The organism is Cetobacterium somerae ATCC BAA-474 (assembly GCF_000479045.1).
GTDB classification, from domain to species: domain Bacteria; phylum Fusobacteriota; class Fusobacteriia; order Fusobacteriales; family Fusobacteriaceae; genus Cetobacterium_A; species Cetobacterium_A somerae.
The window spans coordinates 1-14683 of sequence record NZ_KI518186.1 but is presented as its reverse complement, the minus strand read 5'-3'; the positions used below and the strand labels follow the sequence as shown (position 1 = coordinate 14683).

The following is a 14683-nucleotide window of genomic DNA, read 5'->3' as shown; positions in this document are numbered from 1 at the left end:
GGGAACAATGAAGTTTGAGTATATAAGCTACGGGGGGTCTTTAATTCAGGGATTGAAAAAAGATCCCTCTGTTGTATATGTGTTTTCTGATTATCCATTAAAAAATAGTCAGAGAAAAGAGAGTAAAAGAAATATCTTTGAACCAGATCCACTTTATTTAACAATAGATGAGTTTAAAGGAGTAGCCTTTAGCACTGATAAGATAATTTTAAGTGAAGCAAAAAGATTTGTAAGTTTATATAACTATATGAAAAAAGAGTTTGCAGAGATAAATATAAATAACTATTTTGAATCTATTGAGTTTTCAGATAAGTTTTTTAAATATTATACTGAATTAAATAGAAGTTTATGTGCAAAGGATATAGAGCTAGAGGAGTGGCAAAAAAAATATTTTGAAATATTCCATAGATTTAAAGAAAAGTATGAGGTATATTTGACTGAAAGAAATTATATACCAAAAGATTGGGTTGAAGATATAAAATATCTAGACTTAACAATCTTTAAAAAATATAAAAAAATAGTATTTGTAGATATAGTAAACTTTTCACCTCTAGATAAGTATGTAATATCTAAGCTAGAGGAGTTTATAGATGTTGTAATTAGAGTTCAAGGAGAACCTGGAGTTTTTGATGAGGAAACTCTTGAGTTAAAAGAGGTATATTTGCCCAGAACACAAAAAGTAGAGATATCACTATTAGAGGTTCAAGATGAGTTAGAACTTATAGGAAATCTGTTAGATATTATGAAAATGAAAAATCACATGACGAATATCTTTTCTCCAGAAGCTGATACAAATGAATATTCTAAAGTTTTTCCAAATAACTTTATGAGAGGGAGTTTTTATACTTTAAATGACACTAAGTTTTTTAAATTTTTAAATGCTCAAAGTGAACTTATAGGAGCAATGGAACCTAGAATGGATAACTTGATTCCTATTAAAAAATTTTTAGAGGGAATTAAAAACTTAGAGATGCAAGAGTATTATGGAATAACAAAAGAGGATATGGAGTATATCTATAATCAAATAGATTGGGATTATAAGTATATTGGAACAGAGAGTAATGAAAAAATTTCTGAAATCTATGAAGATATTGTAAAAGTATCAAAAGTTGAAAGTATAGATAAATTTATTACATACTTTAATGAGCTTTTATCATTAGATATGTTTAGAGAAAAAATATATGTAGATTTTTATGACAAACTTCAAGAGTATATGGGATATGCTAAAACAACTGAGATAATGCTTGAGGAAAGAGAGATTAAAAGTTGCTTTAGAAATGGTGGAGATATTTTAAAATTCTTACTTCAATATTTTAATGATGTTGAGATTATAAGAAATGATGATAGTGAGGGAAAATATCTAATAAAACCAATGGAAAATTGTAAGGTTACTCCATCGAGAGAGTCAATTTTTATAAATATAAGTACAAGATATCTTCCTAGAGTAAAAAGAGATTCTCTTTATTTAACAGAGAAACAGAAAAAAGAGAATGGATTTACTTATTACGAAAAGGAAAGAAAAGAGGAAAAGTACAGATTTTATCAAGGGCTTTTAAAAAATAGATACAATACAGTTATCTATATAAAAAATGAAAATAGTGGAGAGGGAGTATCACCAATACTTTCTGAAGTTTTAAATAGATATGGTATAAGCAAACTTGAAAAAACTGTTTATAGTGAGGATATACTAGAGAGACTAATAACATTTAAATCAAATGAGATTGGCGAGTTTATTCAAAAAGATTTAATGAAAAATAGGGATGACTTTAAAAACAGAGAGTTAAGTATAGGTCCATATGATTATGATACTTTAACTAGATGTGAGTATAGATTCTATTTAGATAAAGTTTGTGGACTTAGTTCTTTTGAAAAAGAGGATTCTTTAGGTTTATCACTTAAATTTTTAGGAACTTATGTCCATGAGGTTTTTGAAAAGTTAACAGATAAGATGTGGAAAAAGATTTTGAATGTTTCAGACTATTCAGTGACAAATGAAGAGGTAGAGGAACTATTATATAAGAGTTTTTATGCCAATAGAAAAAGAGTTCCAGTATATCTAGATAACTATTTTACTCAGATATTAATTCCACGTTTTACAAAAAATATAGTAAAGTTTTATAAAGAGATAGAAAATCTATATATAGAAAAGAAAGTTAAACGTATAGAGAGTGAGAAAAACAGTAGAAAAGAACCATTTTTAAAAGGCGATGTAGAGGTTACTTTAGGTGGTAGAGTTGACCTTGTAATTGAAACAACAACAAATAATCATATTATAGATTTTAAAACAGGAAGTAAAATTGATAACCAGTTGGATTTTTATACAATTATGCTATATGGTGATGAAAATGCTGCTCAAAAATCTATATACAACGCCTTTGAAGGAAGTATAGAGAATCAAGAAAAACCTAAACTTACAAGAGAGCTTTTAAAAGAGAGACTAATAGAATTTTTTAAAGGAGAGAACTACTTTTTAAGTGAGAAGAAAAGTGGATGTTTATACTGTGAGTATGGGAATATCTGTAGGAGGGAGTTTTAAATGAAAGGGATAGTTTTAAAAGCTAGTGCTGGAACAGGAAAAACATATAGACTATCTTTAGAGTATTTAGCTACTCTTTTAAAAGGTGAAAATTATAAGAATGTTTTAGTAATGACTTTTACTAAAAAAGCTACATCAGAAATTCAAGAGAGGGTTATCCTATTTTTAGAGGAGATGTATAGAGATAAAGAATCATCTCTATATGAAAATTTAAAAAACTTATATCCAGAGATTGATCTTTCTTTTGAAAATGTTAGAAAAGTTTATTATGAGGTATTAGATAATAAGGATAGATTAAAAATTTCAACAATTGATGGGTTTATAAATAATATATTTAAAAATGTTATAGCTCCATATTTAAATATATTTTCATATGAGATTATAGATGATACTGAAAATATTGAGATTCTATTAAAATGTTTTGAAAAAATTGTAGAGGACAAAAATGAGTTTGATAGATTTAAAATTTTTCTACAAAATAGAACAGAGCGTAGTATAGAAAAGTATTTGGATATACTAAAAAATCTAATTGATAATAGATGGAAACTAATTTTAATTGAACAATCTCAAAAGTTAAAAAATAAAGATGAGTGTGATTCAGATATATCTATAGAAAAGTTGATTAAGCACTTAACTGATGCTTTTTTAGCTATAAAAGAGAAAAAGAAAGATGGTAAAGATCTATCTGATTACATGAGTAAAGTTATAAAATGGGTTTTAGAAAAAGATAGCTCAACTCATAGAGAGCATGCAGTTGAAAATTGGAATGAAATTATTAAAAGTGATAAATGTTGGGATGGGCGTAGAGTAAAAACAACAAGTAAAATTGATTTAGATTGTGAGATTGAGATTTTACAAAGAGCTTTTGATCAACTAAAAGAGGAGATATCTAAAGAGGTTTTCAATAGAGAGGTTCTATCTTTTGAAAGGGAGATACTATACTTTATTGAAAATCTATACTCAATATATGATAATATAAAATTTAATGAAAAAAGATTTACTCATCTAGATATAAGCAGTTACATGTTCCAATATATAGATAGGGAAGAGATAAATCTTATAAAGGATGGGTATATAACAGATTACTTTAAAGATATATTTGATAGTGAATTTAAAACAGTATTTATAGATGAGTTTCAAGATACAAGTGTTCTTCAATGGAGAATTTTAAAAGGACTTATAAATAGTTGTGAAAATTTAATATGTGTTGGAGATGAAAAGCAAAGTATATATGGTTGGAGAGGGGGAGAGAAAGCTCTTTTTGAAAACCTTCCAAGTATAATAGGAGTAGAAGAGGAGACTATGAGTGTTTCCTATAGAAGTTGTAAAAATATAGTAGATTTTACAAATGGTGTATTTAATGGAGTAGCTGAAACATATGAAGAGGTTGCAGCTTTAGAAGATCACAGCTATAAGTGGGAGTTTACTCCAGTAGATGGAAAAAGTGATGAACTTGGATACTTTGAGGTTTTAACAAAAAAAGAACCTTTAGAGGATGAGGATGAAGTATTAGAAGAGGAAAATATGATAGAAACTATGGTAGATTCTATTGAAACTAATTTTGATGGAAACTATGGTGGAATAGGTATAATTGCAAGAAGTAATAAACAGTTAAATGAGATAGCTGTTGCTTTAAGTGATAGAAAAATACCTTTTGTAATAGATTCTAATGATTCTATTATATATCATAGAGCAGTTAATCCGATTTTTAAAATCTTAAAATTTGTTGTAAATAGAGATGTCTTTTCGTTGCTTGAATTTTTAAGAAGTGATGTTGTAAAAATAGGAAATGGTGAATTAAAAACTATTCTAAAAAATAAAGAGGTTATAGAAAAATTAGAAGAGATGCCAGAAGATATCTCAAGTAGTCTTTTAGATGTTTTAAATAGAATAGAGAAAATAGCTAAAAAGGGATTAGAGAATAAAAACTTTGTTTTAGATGTAATAGAGGCATTTAATATCTCTCAAATGTTTTCTGGAAAATCAGATTTAAAAAATATATTCCAATTTTTAGAGATGTCTAAAGAGCATGGAAATATATTTGATTTTTATAACTCACTCATAAATGAAAAGGATAATCCTAAGTTTAAGCAGGTATCTTTAGAGGAGGAAAAAGCAATAACTCTTTTGAGTATCCATAAATCTAAAGGATTAGAGTTTGAAACAGTTTACTATTTCCATCAGGGACAAAAAAGAGGTTTAGAAAGTGGAATACAGTTTCATATAGATTTTAAATCACCTTTTAATGAGATAGAGAATTTTATATTTGTAGATAAAAAATATGAAAAGATATTAGATTATCTAGGAGATAGCTATAACTTTTTAAGGGAGTTAGAGATAAAAAAAGACCAAGAGGAGATAAACAATATCTATGTTGCTCTTACAAGAGCTAAGAAAAATCTATTCTTAGTTATGGGAGGAAGTGAAAATAAATATTTAAAGAGTTCAATAGATGGACTATTTAACGTAAAGTGTGGTAAAATTAGTAGGACTGAAAAAAATGAAAGTGTACAAAGAGTAAAGAATGTAGAGCTATTAGATTCTATAGATTTTATTGAAAAGAGTGTAGAAGAGTGTGAACAACCAAATAGAATGCTTTTAGTTGATATAGTAACAGAGGAAAAGAGAAGAGTGGGTAATGCCATTCACTATTATTTAGAGTTTATAATAAATAATAGTTTAGATGAACACATAGAAGCAAAAAATAGAACTTATTCAAAATATGCATCTATAATAGGTGAAGAGAGACTAAAAAATATTCTTGAAGGACCAGAGTTTAAAAATTTCTTTAATGACAATCCAATTATTTTCTCAGAAGAGTGGGATTATATATATCCAGAGTATGAGATATATGATGAAGGAAAGTTAAAAAGAATAGATAGAATTATGATAAAAAAACCTACACCAACAAGTGATGGAAAGATTCTTGTAATAGATTATAAAACTGGAGGAATAAATCAAGCTCAGTTAGATGAGTATATTGAAATTGTAGAAAATCATCTGTATAATTTAGGAGAGATAGATAACTATAAAGTGTCTGGTGAGTTTTTAGAAATTAAACTATAAAAATTAAAATAATTAAAGGGGATGAAATGAAAAAAACAGTTTTAACAGGATTATTTTTAATGAGTTTAGTATCATTTGGGGAAGAGATTGTAGTTTATGGACCAGAGTCAATGAAATGGATTGAAAGTTCAGCTGGGATAATTTTTAAGGAAAAAACAGGGACAACTATTAAGTACGTTCCAATTGATGGAGTTATACCTAGGATGAAGTTAGAAAAGAAAAATCCAAAGGCGGATATAATCGTAGGTCTAACAGATATTAACTATTTAGAAGCTAAGAAAGAGAAGCTTATAAAAAACTATAAGCCAACTACTGCTGGAAACATTGCAAAAGAGGAGTTTATAATTGATAAGGAGTGGTCAGTTACACCTATTGATTATGGAATGCTTGCATTAAATTATAACTATGAAAAAACAGGTTCAGATTTAAAAACTTTTGAAGATTTAAAAAAATATCCAAAGGAGCTATTAGTTCAAGATCCAAGAAGTTTTACAGGAGAGGCATTTATGCTTTGGACGATTGGAGTTTATGGAGAAAACTGGTTAAAGTTTTGGGAGAGTTTAAAACCAAGTATATTAACAGTTTCTTCAGGATGGTCAGATTCTTTTGCTAAATTCTCTGTAGGAGAGGGAGCTATTATGAGTGGGTATGCTTCGAGCTCAATCTACTTCTATCAAGATGGAAATGAAAATAAATACAAAAGTTATATACCTGAAGAGGGTGGATATATATATTTAGAAGGTGCAGCTTTAGTTAACAAGAAAAATATAAAAAAATCAGCTGAGGAGTTTTTAAACTTTGTTTTAGAACCAGAGTTTCAAAAGCTTGCTCTTGAGAAAAATTATATGTTTCCTGTTATAAACTATAAGTTACCAGAGGATTATAAATATGTACCTACAACAGATAAAATAGTTAAATTAGATGCAGAATATGTAAATAAAAATATGGAAAATTGGAAAAAACAGCTAATTGAGGTATTGAAAAAATAATGAGGAGAAATAAAACCTATAGTTATATATATCTTATTCTATGGGTAATCCCTCTAATGTTTTTTATAAAGGATTTTTTTCATCTAGAAGAGATTAAAAGTTTGAGTTTTTATGAAAACTTCGAACTTTTTAAAATCTCTTTAACTCAAGGGGTATTGTCAGTTATTTTTTCAACAATAATTGCCATTATCCCAGCTTATTATATGAGTTATAAAAAAAATACACTAACTAAAATATTAGAGGGACTTATATTTATTCCGTTTTTCTTTCCAACCATATCAACAGTAGTAGCTTTCACACTTATATTTAATCTACCCATCCTTAAAAATTTTAGTGTTTTATATACACTAAAAGCTATAATACTTGCAAATGTATTTTATAATAGTCCAATTATGATAAAGTATCTAAGCGAGGGAATGCGAAATATACCTAAAAATATAGTTGAAGCGGCTAAAATAGATGGCTTAAATGAAGTTAATATATTTTTTAAAATAAAGCTTCCATTGATGTTTCCTCAAGTTTTTAGAGGAATGTTTTTAGTTTTTATATATACCTTTGCTTCTTTTGGAATCGTACTAGCACTAGGAGGAATTAGATACTCTAACTTAGAGGTTGAAATTGCAAATACTCTTTTAAGAGATGCAAATTTTTCAAAAGCTCTTGTATTAGGAATTGTGCAATTTTTCTTTTTAATAGCTTTAAATCTTTTAGGTGATTTATATCCACCTTATGAGCTACGAGATGACTTTAGAGAAAGAAAAGTTTCAACGTTAACGACAGTTTGGACAACAATATATCTGTTATTAGAGTGTTCAGTTGTTCTTATAGGAATATTTTATGGTTTTTATAACTATTATACTGGTAGTTTTTCTTTAGAGGGATTTTATAAACTTTTTTCTAGTGATTTCAACGCATACTATCCAGTTTTACAAGGGATTAGAAACTCTTTGCTTTTAGCATCAATAACACCTATATTTGTAATTGTTTTTACGTATTTATTACTTAAAAACTTTACAAAAGTAACAAGTGCGATTGTATTTTCTACAATGGGATTTTCAAGTGCCTTTCTAGGAATTGCTTTAATCTATATAAACATACTTTATGATATAAAATTATGGATACTTTTAGTTATTGGTTATTTTTTAGTAACAGTTCCAATAGCTTACTCCTTTATGTATCAATATGTGAGAGAGTTTCCAAAAGATATATTGGATTTAGCAAAAATTGATGCACTTTCACCTTTTAAAACATTTTTATTAATAGAGTGTCCTATTTTAAAAAATGTATTTTTAGGTACTTATTTACAGATATTTGCAATAATTTTAGGAGAGTTTACAATTTCATACTCGATGCAGTTAGGAAGAGACTTCCCAACTATAGCTTTAGTAAACTATTCACTTTTTTCAGATAAAAAGCTTTTAGAAGGGGCAGCATTGTCATCTGTAAATATAATAATAGTAGTTGTATTATTTTATTTATCAAATAAAATTACAGAAAAAGAATAAAGGGAGGGAAATAACTATGATAAACGCAATATGGTTAGGACTTATATTAATTGGAATTGTCATTTCAATGTTTACAGGGAATGTACAAGCGGTAACAGATTCTGTTATATCATCGTCAAAAACAGCAGTGGAGATAGCAATAGGGCTTATTGGGATTATGGCCTTTTGGTTAGGATTAATGAAAGTTGCTGAAGAAGCAGGATTAGTTAAAGCTTTGGGAAGAGGATTAAGACCTATAATGAAAAGATTATTTCCAGAGATTCCAGAGGATCATCCAGCAGTTGGAAGTATTGTAGCTAACGTGGCAGCAAACTTCTTTGGATTAGGAAATGCAGCTACTCCATTAGGGATTAAAGCTATGCAAGAGTTACAAGAGTTAAATGACAACAAAGAGGAAGCATCAAATGCAATGGTACTATTTTTAGCTATAAATACATCTTCAGTTACTTTAATATCATCAAGTGTAATAGCTTATAGAGCAGCAGCAAACTCAGCTAATGTAACAGAGATAATCGCTCCAACAATAATAGCAACAGCAATCTCAACAATAGTTGCAGTTGTATCGTGTAAAGTTTTACAAAAGTTACCTACATTTAAGAGAGAGACAGTTGTAAAAACAGATGCTGTAGGAGGGGATGAATAATGTTTACACTTATAATGGAAAGAATATCATTATATGCAATTCCTTTAATTATACTGTTTATAGTTTCATATGCGTACTTTGTAAAAAAAGTAAAAGTATATGAGGTATTTTGTGAAGGAGCAAAAGAAGGGTTCTCTACAGCTATTAGAATCATTCCATTTTTAGTTGCTATGCTAGTAGCAATTGGAGTTTTTAGAAGTTCAGGAGCTATTGATGTAATAATAAGATACTTAAATCCAATTTTAGAGTTTATAGGAATGCCTGGAGAAGTTTTACCAATGGCTATTATGAGACCTCTTTCAGGAGGAGGATCAACAGGAATTTTAAATGATATTTTTATAACTCACGGACCAGATTCTATGATTGGAAGAATGGCTTCAGTTATGATGGGATCAACAGAAACAACTTTCTATGTTTTAGCAGTTTATTTTGGAGCTGTTAGTATTAGAAAAACAAGACATGCAGTTGCAGCAGGACTTTTAGCTGATATAGCTGGAATTTTAGCAGCAGTGTGGATTTGTAATCTAATGTTTAGTTAGGTTGTGGTAATATATGAAAAGATTAAAAGTAGGAGATACTATTGGACTAGTTGCACCAGCAAGTAGTGTTAATAAAGATAAATTGAAAAGTGCCATTGAAAATTTAGAGAAATTAGGCTTTAAAGTTAAAGTTGGGAAAAGCGTAGAAAATATATGGTACTCTTTTGCTGGAACAGATGAAGAGAGAGCAACAGATATTAATAATTTTTTCCAAGATAAAGATGTAGATGCAATTATGTGTGTAAGAGGTGGATATGGAGGCATTAGAATGCTTTCGCTTTTAGATTATGAGGTTATTAAAAATAATCCAAAACCTTTTATAGGTTACAGTGATGTGACATCTTTACATATGGCATTTTTTAAAAAATGTAATTTAAAAACTTTTCATGGGCCTATGGCTGTAAGTAATTTTTCAGAAGACTATAGTTTAGATACTTTAGATGATTTTATAAAAGTTATGACTAGTAATGAAAGTTACACAATAAAAAACTTTTATGAAAAAATATATTTTTATAATACTTTAAAAGGAAGAGGACAGCTAGTTGGAGGAAACTTAGCAGTCTTAGTATCAAATTTAGGAACAGAGTTTGATTTAGAGTATGACAATAAAATCCTATTTTTAGAGGATATTGGAGAATCAACATATAAGGTAGATAGAATGTTGTGGCAGTTAAAAAATCTAGGAATTTTTGATAAAGTTTCTGGTATAGTGCTAGGAGATTTTAAAAAATGCGACAAATCAAGTGAGGATGATATGTCTTTACAAGATGTTTTTTATAGTCATTTTAAAGATTTAAAAAAGCCAGTTTGTTATAATTTAAAATCGGGACATTGCACTCCAATGTTAACACTAGAATTTGGTGAAATTTTAGAGATAGATGGAGAGAAAGAAGAGATAATAGTTATAAAATAAGTAAAGAGGGTAGAACTTAGTTCTACCCTCTTTGTTATATTTGGTTGAAAAATTATTATTGTGATCTTTTAAAGTAAAATGCTGATAAGATTAAGTTTGCTCCACTAAACAGTATGTACCAAGCGATACATAAGAATATAAACTGTTGAGAGAAGAATGGTAATGCAACTAAAAGCACACCAAATAGTAAATCAATAATACCAGAACCTAAACTAAAGTCAACTAAGCTTGGGAATATTTTTCTATTGAAAAGAATATTTAAAACAATAAATATACCTTTGAAAATCATAAAAATTCCAGCATATATAATCATATATATTTGACTAGCAAATGGAGTACTAAATAGTGATAAAGAGATTACCACCTCTAAAACACCTATAAAGATGTAAAGCCCCCAGTGGAAATTAGGTACCTTTCTAAATTGAAATCCTTTAGTAAAGTTTTTAACACCACTAACTAAGAAAAATGCTGCTAGTATATCAACTAAATATACAGAGAATATAGTAGGGCTAAAAATTCCAAAAATTCCAACTAAACTAAATAGAATTCCTGTTACTAAAAGATAAGTAAAAACTTTTTTGTTAAACTCTTGCATTGAAATCCCTCCTTAAAAATAATATTTTATATTTTATTATTCTGTTAAAATAGGAAATCTCCTTTAAAAAAATTTTTTATGTAAAAGTTAATTTCAATTTGTGTTTATTTAGAAAAAATATTTTTCAAAATTTGGGTAAAAAGTGACTAAAATGCTCAAATAGAGGCATAATATAAAACATGTATATATTTAAAGAATAGATTATATATTATTTATATATTTGAAATTGTACTTTTTGCGAAGTATACTTGTGCCAAGATGAAGTACAAAAATATAGTAGGAGGGATTTTATGTTTGAATATCAATTTAACATGGCAGAAACTTTAGCAATAGCAGTTATTTTATTATTGCTTGGAAGATGGGTTAAGAAAAAAGTTAATTTTTTTGAAAAGTTCTTTATACCAGCACCAGTAATTGGTGGAGTAATATTTTCAGTATTTACATTGATTGGTAGACTTTCACAAACATTTACATTCTCATTTGATGGAGCATTAAAAGATCTTTTAATGATAGCATTCTTTACAACAATAGGTTTCTTAGCAAGTTTAAAGCTGTTAAAAAAAGGTGGTATTCAGGTATTTGTATTTTTGTGTGTAGCAAGTGTTTTAGTAATAATCCAAAACCTTGTTGGAGTTACATTAGCTAAGTTTTTTGGTTTAAATCCATTGTTAGGAATAGCAGCAGGATCAGTACCACTAACTGGAGGACATGGAACTTCTGGAGCATTTGGACCAGTTCTTGAAGCAGCAGGAGCAACAGGAGCGATGTCAGTTGCAATAGCTTCAGCTACATTTGGACTAGTTGCTGGATGTATGATAGGTGGGCCAGTTGCAAAAAGATTAATGCAACGTTATGGATTAGTTGGACATAAAGAAGAGGAGTTTTTGATTCCAGAAGAGGATTCAAAAGAGGTTGTAAAAGAAAAAATTACAGAGGAAAATCTTTTCCATGCAATTGTTTATATTGTTATTTCAATGGGAATTGGAGGATTATTAATACCTTTATCTAAAAAAGTAGGAGTAGTTTTACCAGCATATATCGGACCAATGTTAGTGGCTGCTATTATAAGAAACGTTATAGATAACAAAGATACAGAGTTACCACTTCATACAATAAATGTAGTTGGAAATATATCTTTACAACTATTCTTAGCAATGGCTTTAATGTCTATGAAGTTATGGGAATTAGCAGCATTGGCAATTCCATTAGTAGTTATACTATTAGTTCAAACAGTAGTAATGGCACTATACGCATACTTTGTAACATTTAGAATTATGGGTAAAGATTACGACGCAGCTGTAATGGCATCAGGACACTGTGGATTTGGAATGGGTGCAACACCAAATGCAATGGCAAATATGGAATCATTTACAGCAGCAAATGGACCATCACCAACAGCATTCTTTGTACTACCTTTAGTAGGAGCTTTATTTATTGACTTTACTAATGCTTCTTTAATCACAGTATTTATGAATATTTTTGGGAAGTAAAATATAATTAAAAAGGGAGGAGCAAAGTGAAAATCGGTGTTTTTGATTCTGGAGTTGGCGGATTAAGCGTGTTGAAAAAAATAAAAGAAAAAATAGACTTTGCAGATGTAATCTATTATGGAGATAGTATGAACTCCCCTTATGGAAGTAAAAGTATAAAAGAGATTCAAGAACTTTGTTTAAATATAGGAGAGTTTTTAATAGATAATCAAGTAGACATAATAGTTATAGCTTGTAATACAGCAACAGCAGCAGCTTTAGATACTCTAAGAGAGCGATTTACAAGTATTCCAATAATTGGAGTGGTACAACCTGGTGCAGCTATGGCTATAAAGCAAAGCAAAAATAAAAAAATTGGTGTTTTATCAACACCATTGACTGCTAAAAGCGGAATTTATGAAAAGGTAATAAAAACTCTAAATCCAAAATATGAAGTATTTCAAAAAGGTTGTGATCTTCTTTGTCCTATGATAGAGAGAGGATGGGAAGATAACGATAGAAATACAAAACTTTTAAAATCATATGTGGATCAATTACCAAAAGATATCGATACTTTAATTTTAGGTTGTACACACTATCCTTTAATAAGAGGTGAGATTGAAAAGCTAATAGACAAAAAAATAGTGGATCCAGCAGAGGAAACTGCTATGCATGTACTATTTGAATTAAATAAGTTAGCATTAAAAAATGGATTTAAAAAAAGTAGGAAAGAAAAAATAAATATAGACTATTTTGTAACAGGGGATATAGATAGATTTAAGAAAGTAGGAGAAAGATTTTTAGGTGAAGAACTTTCAAATATTTATCAGCCTTTGATGGGATAGTTAATTGGAAAAAGTAACAATGTGATGTTGTTACTTTTTTTTATTCAAAAAAAAGAAATAGATAAATTATTTCGTAGAATAAAGTAACAGATACGGGATTAAAGAAGGAGGAGAGACATGAATAGTTTAATAGATAAAAAATTAGAAACAATATACAAGATACAACCCTATCTAGTTTATATAGACAGTATATTTTATATCTCAGGATCTGTAATTCCTATCGATGAGTTTAAAAAGTATGTAGATAATATAAACTATATAAAGAATCACTCTGATGCAGTAGAAATTTATGAAAATTATACAAAGAATAGTTTACACCTATTTTTTGATAAATATATATCTATTTTTTCAGCTAAAGATATAAAAAAATATATCAATGAAATTTTTAAAGATAGATTGATTATTAATCGTTCAGATTTATTAGAAGGATTAGAGAATTATAATATTTTGGATGAAAATTTTATAGATTGTTATATAAATAACTCTATTTATTTTGACCAAATCTCAGATAGAATTAAAAAAAATTTTTTAATAGATGATTTTGAATAGAAAACTACAAAAATTGAACAAATTACTTGAAATTAGTTTGAAAATATGGTAATATATAGATAAATACGGGGGTATTAGATTTTAAAAAAAGGCAACTTCAATGATTGAGCATTGAAAGTTGCCTTTTTAGTTTAATTTTTGCTTAAAAAGTATTTTTATATAAAACTTCATCTGGAAGCATATCTCTATCTAGTTCAATCTCAACATAAACTGGAAGAGTTTTTCCTGATTCAGTTTGAGTATATTTTGCCATTTCAGCAGCAAGTGTTTCTAATTTTGCTTTATCTAATTTATCATATTCATCTTTTGAAGCGTCACCTTTTAATTCAACTTTTAGTTCTATTTTATGGTGATCTAAATCAACATCATATTCATGAACATTGATAGTTGTTTTACCATCTGTTAAAGCAGGAAACTTATTTCTCAATCCCATTTCAATCATATCCTCTTTAGAGTTGGCAAAAGCTGTAAGTGATAATAAAACACTTAAACTTAAAAGTAATTTTTTCATATATAAACCTCCCATAGTTCTAAACTTCTAAGATATTATTCTTATAAAATTCTTATTTCCTTTTTTATTTTGAAATTATTGGAGAATAAAAAAAAACTCCTTTTGGGGAAAAGGAGTTTTTTATTAACACGGGGGAGTGTTAAAAAATAAAAAAGATTAAAATAGATTTTTGGGGGTATATAGATCTATTCAATCAAATTCGGTCTCAAGAATATAGTACTATAAATGTATATAAATGTCAAATATGTTTTTAAATAGTAAAATTAAATAAAAATAGTGTTTTGAAAAAAAACTTATTAATTAAAAAATAAACGAAAATGGAGTTATATATGAAAAAATTTGAAAGTATAGAGTACTTAAAAAATGGAAATTCAAGGCAAGTACAAAGTTATAAAATATTAAAAAGTATAAATATTTTTAATATTTTAAAAGAGTTTAACCCGATTTTAGTTGGAACAATATCAATTGGAATTGATATAGAAAAAAGTGACTTAGATATAGTATGCCAAATTAATTTAGAAAA

The 14683-nt window shown here is 28.1% G+C and carries 13 protein-coding genes; 11 read left to right on the top strand and 2 right to left on the bottom strand.

Features of this window, described 5'->3' with window-relative positions; translation table 11 throughout:
• Nucleotides 1-7: 7 nt before the first annotated feature.
• From HMPREF0202_RS10365 to HMPREF0202_RS10335, 7 genes are read left to right on the top strand one after another with little or no spacing between them, the layout of a single operon-like run.
• Nucleotides 8-2536, top strand: coding sequence for a PD-(D/E)XK nuclease family protein (locus HMPREF0202_RS10365; protein WP_023050747.1), 2529 nt, complete (start codon nt 8-10; stop codon nt 2534-2536).
• Complete coding sequence (locus HMPREF0202_RS10360) at nt 2537-5602, top strand: UvrD-helicase domain-containing protein (protein ID WP_023050746.1); 3066 nt, start codon at nt 2537-2539, stop codon at nt 5600-5602.
• 26 nt (nt 5603-5628) lie between these two features.
• Nucleotides 5629-6591: a thiamine ABC transporter substrate-binding protein gene (locus HMPREF0202_RS10355; RefSeq protein ID WP_023050745.1), complete on the top strand. Its 963-nt coding sequence runs from the start codon at nt 5629-5631 to the stop codon at nt 6589-6591.
• A 56-nt stretch (nt 6592-6647) separates the two neighbouring features.
• On the top strand, nt 6648-8096 hold the full coding sequence (locus HMPREF0202_RS10350; protein WP_245576461.1) for an ABC transporter permease: 1449 nt from the start codon (nt 6648-6650) through the stop codon (nt 8094-8096).
• A gap of 16 nt (nt 8097-8112) precedes the next feature.
• Complete coding sequence (locus HMPREF0202_RS10345) at nt 8113-8739, top strand: nucleoside recognition domain-containing protein (RefSeq protein WP_040407248.1); 627 nt, start codon at nt 8113-8115, stop codon at nt 8737-8739.
• A complete protein-coding gene (locus HMPREF0202_RS10340) occupies nt 8739-9278 on the top strand; it encodes a spore maturation protein (protein ID WP_023050742.1) in 540 nt (179 codons plus the stop codon). Before HMPREF0202_RS10345 ends, HMPREF0202_RS10340 begins: the two co-directional genes overlap by 1 nt.
• A 13-nt stretch (nt 9279-9291) precedes the next feature.
• The gene (locus HMPREF0202_RS10335) at nt 9292-10191 is read left to right on the top strand and encodes a S66 peptidase family protein (protein WP_023050741.1); all 900 of its coding nucleotides are present in this window, start codon (nt 9292-9294) and stop codon (nt 10189-10191) included.
• A 55-nt stretch (nt 10192-10246) separates the two neighbouring features.
• On the opposite strand, the gene HMPREF0202_RS10330 is transcribed toward HMPREF0202_RS10335, so the two are convergent.
• Nucleotides 10247-10786 carry an HdeD family acid-resistance protein gene (locus HMPREF0202_RS10330; RefSeq protein ID WP_023050740.1) on the bottom strand — a complete coding sequence of 180 codons (540 nt, stop codon included), beginning with the start codon at nt 10784-10786 and terminating at the stop codon, nt 10247-10249.
• A 290-nt stretch (nt 10787-11076) separates the two neighbouring features.
• Here HMPREF0202_RS10330 and gltS point away from each other — a divergent pair, with 290 nt between their 5' ends.
• From gltS to HMPREF0202_RS10315, 3 genes are all read left to right on the top strand, one after another.
• On the top strand, nt 11077-12276 hold the full coding sequence (gltS, locus tag HMPREF0202_RS10325) for a sodium/glutamate symporter (protein WP_023050739.1): 1200 nt from the start codon (nt 11077-11079) through the stop codon (nt 12274-12276).
• Nucleotides 12277-12302: 26 nt separating this feature from the next.
• Nucleotides 12303-13100, top strand: a complete 798-nt coding sequence (gene murI / locus HMPREF0202_RS10320) for a glutamate racemase (RefSeq protein WP_023050738.1) — start codon at nt 12303-12305, stop codon at nt 13098-13100.
• 117 nt (nt 13101-13217) lie between these two features.
• The gene (locus HMPREF0202_RS10315; protein ID WP_023050737.1) at nt 13218-13649 is read left to right on the top strand and encodes a hypothetical protein; all 432 of its coding nucleotides are present in this window, start codon (nt 13218-13220) and stop codon (nt 13647-13649) included.
• 142 nt (nt 13650-13791) lie between these two features.
• On the opposite strand, the gene HMPREF0202_RS10310 is transcribed toward HMPREF0202_RS10315, so the two are convergent.
• Complete coding sequence (locus HMPREF0202_RS10310) at nt 13792-14160, bottom strand: hypothetical protein (RefSeq protein WP_040407246.1); 369 nt, start codon at nt 14158-14160, stop codon at nt 13792-13794.
• A gap of 329 nt (nt 14161-14489) precedes the next feature.
• Between HMPREF0202_RS10310 and HMPREF0202_RS10305 the strand changes: the two genes are divergently transcribed.
• A partial coding sequence (locus HMPREF0202_RS10305) for a DUF4269 domain-containing protein (RefSeq protein WP_040407244.1) occupies nt 14490-14683 on the top strand: 194 nt, incomplete at its 3' end.

What these genes read in the sequence shown, in the direction of transcription:
- HMPREF0202_RS10365 (WP_023050747.1), top strand. Translation starts at nt 8, where the DNA reads ATGAAGTTTGAGTATATAAGCTACGGGGGGTCTTTAATTCAGGGATTG.
- HMPREF0202_RS10360 (WP_023050746.1), top strand. Translation starts at nt 2,537, where the DNA reads ATGAAAGGGATAGTTTTAAAAGCTAGTGCTGGAACAGGAAAAACATAT.
- HMPREF0202_RS10355 (WP_023050745.1), top strand. Translation starts at nt 5,629, where the DNA reads ATGAAAAAAACAGTTTTAACAGGATTATTTTTAATGAGTTTAGTATCA.
- HMPREF0202_RS10350 (WP_245576461.1), top strand. Translation starts at nt 6,648, where the DNA reads ATGTTTTTTATAAAGGATTTTTTTCATCTAGAAGAGATTAAAAGTTTG.
- HMPREF0202_RS10345 (WP_040407248.1), top strand. Translation starts at nt 8,113, where the DNA reads ATGATAAACGCAATATGGTTAGGACTTATATTAATTGGAATTGTCATT.
- HMPREF0202_RS10340 (WP_023050742.1), top strand. Translation starts at nt 8,739, where the DNA reads ATGTTTACACTTATAATGGAAAGAATATCATTATATGCAATTCCTTTA.
- HMPREF0202_RS10335 (WP_023050741.1), top strand. Translation starts at nt 9,292, where the DNA reads ATGAAAAGATTAAAAGTAGGAGATACTATTGGACTAGTTGCACCAGCA.
- HMPREF0202_RS10330 (WP_023050740.1), bottom strand. Translation starts at nt 10,786, where the DNA reads ATGCAAGAGTTTAACAAAAAAGTTTTTACTTATCTTTTAGTAACAGGA.
- gltS (WP_023050739.1), top strand. Translation starts at nt 11,077, where the DNA reads ATGTTTGAATATCAATTTAACATGGCAGAAACTTTAGCAATAGCAGTT.
- HMPREF0202_RS10315 (WP_023050737.1), top strand. Translation starts at nt 13,218, where the DNA reads ATGAATAGTTTAATAGATAAAAAATTAGAAACAATATACAAGATACAA.
- HMPREF0202_RS10310 (WP_040407246.1), bottom strand. Translation starts at nt 14,160, where the DNA reads ATGAAAAAATTACTTTTAAGTTTAAGTGTTTTATTATCACTTACAGCT.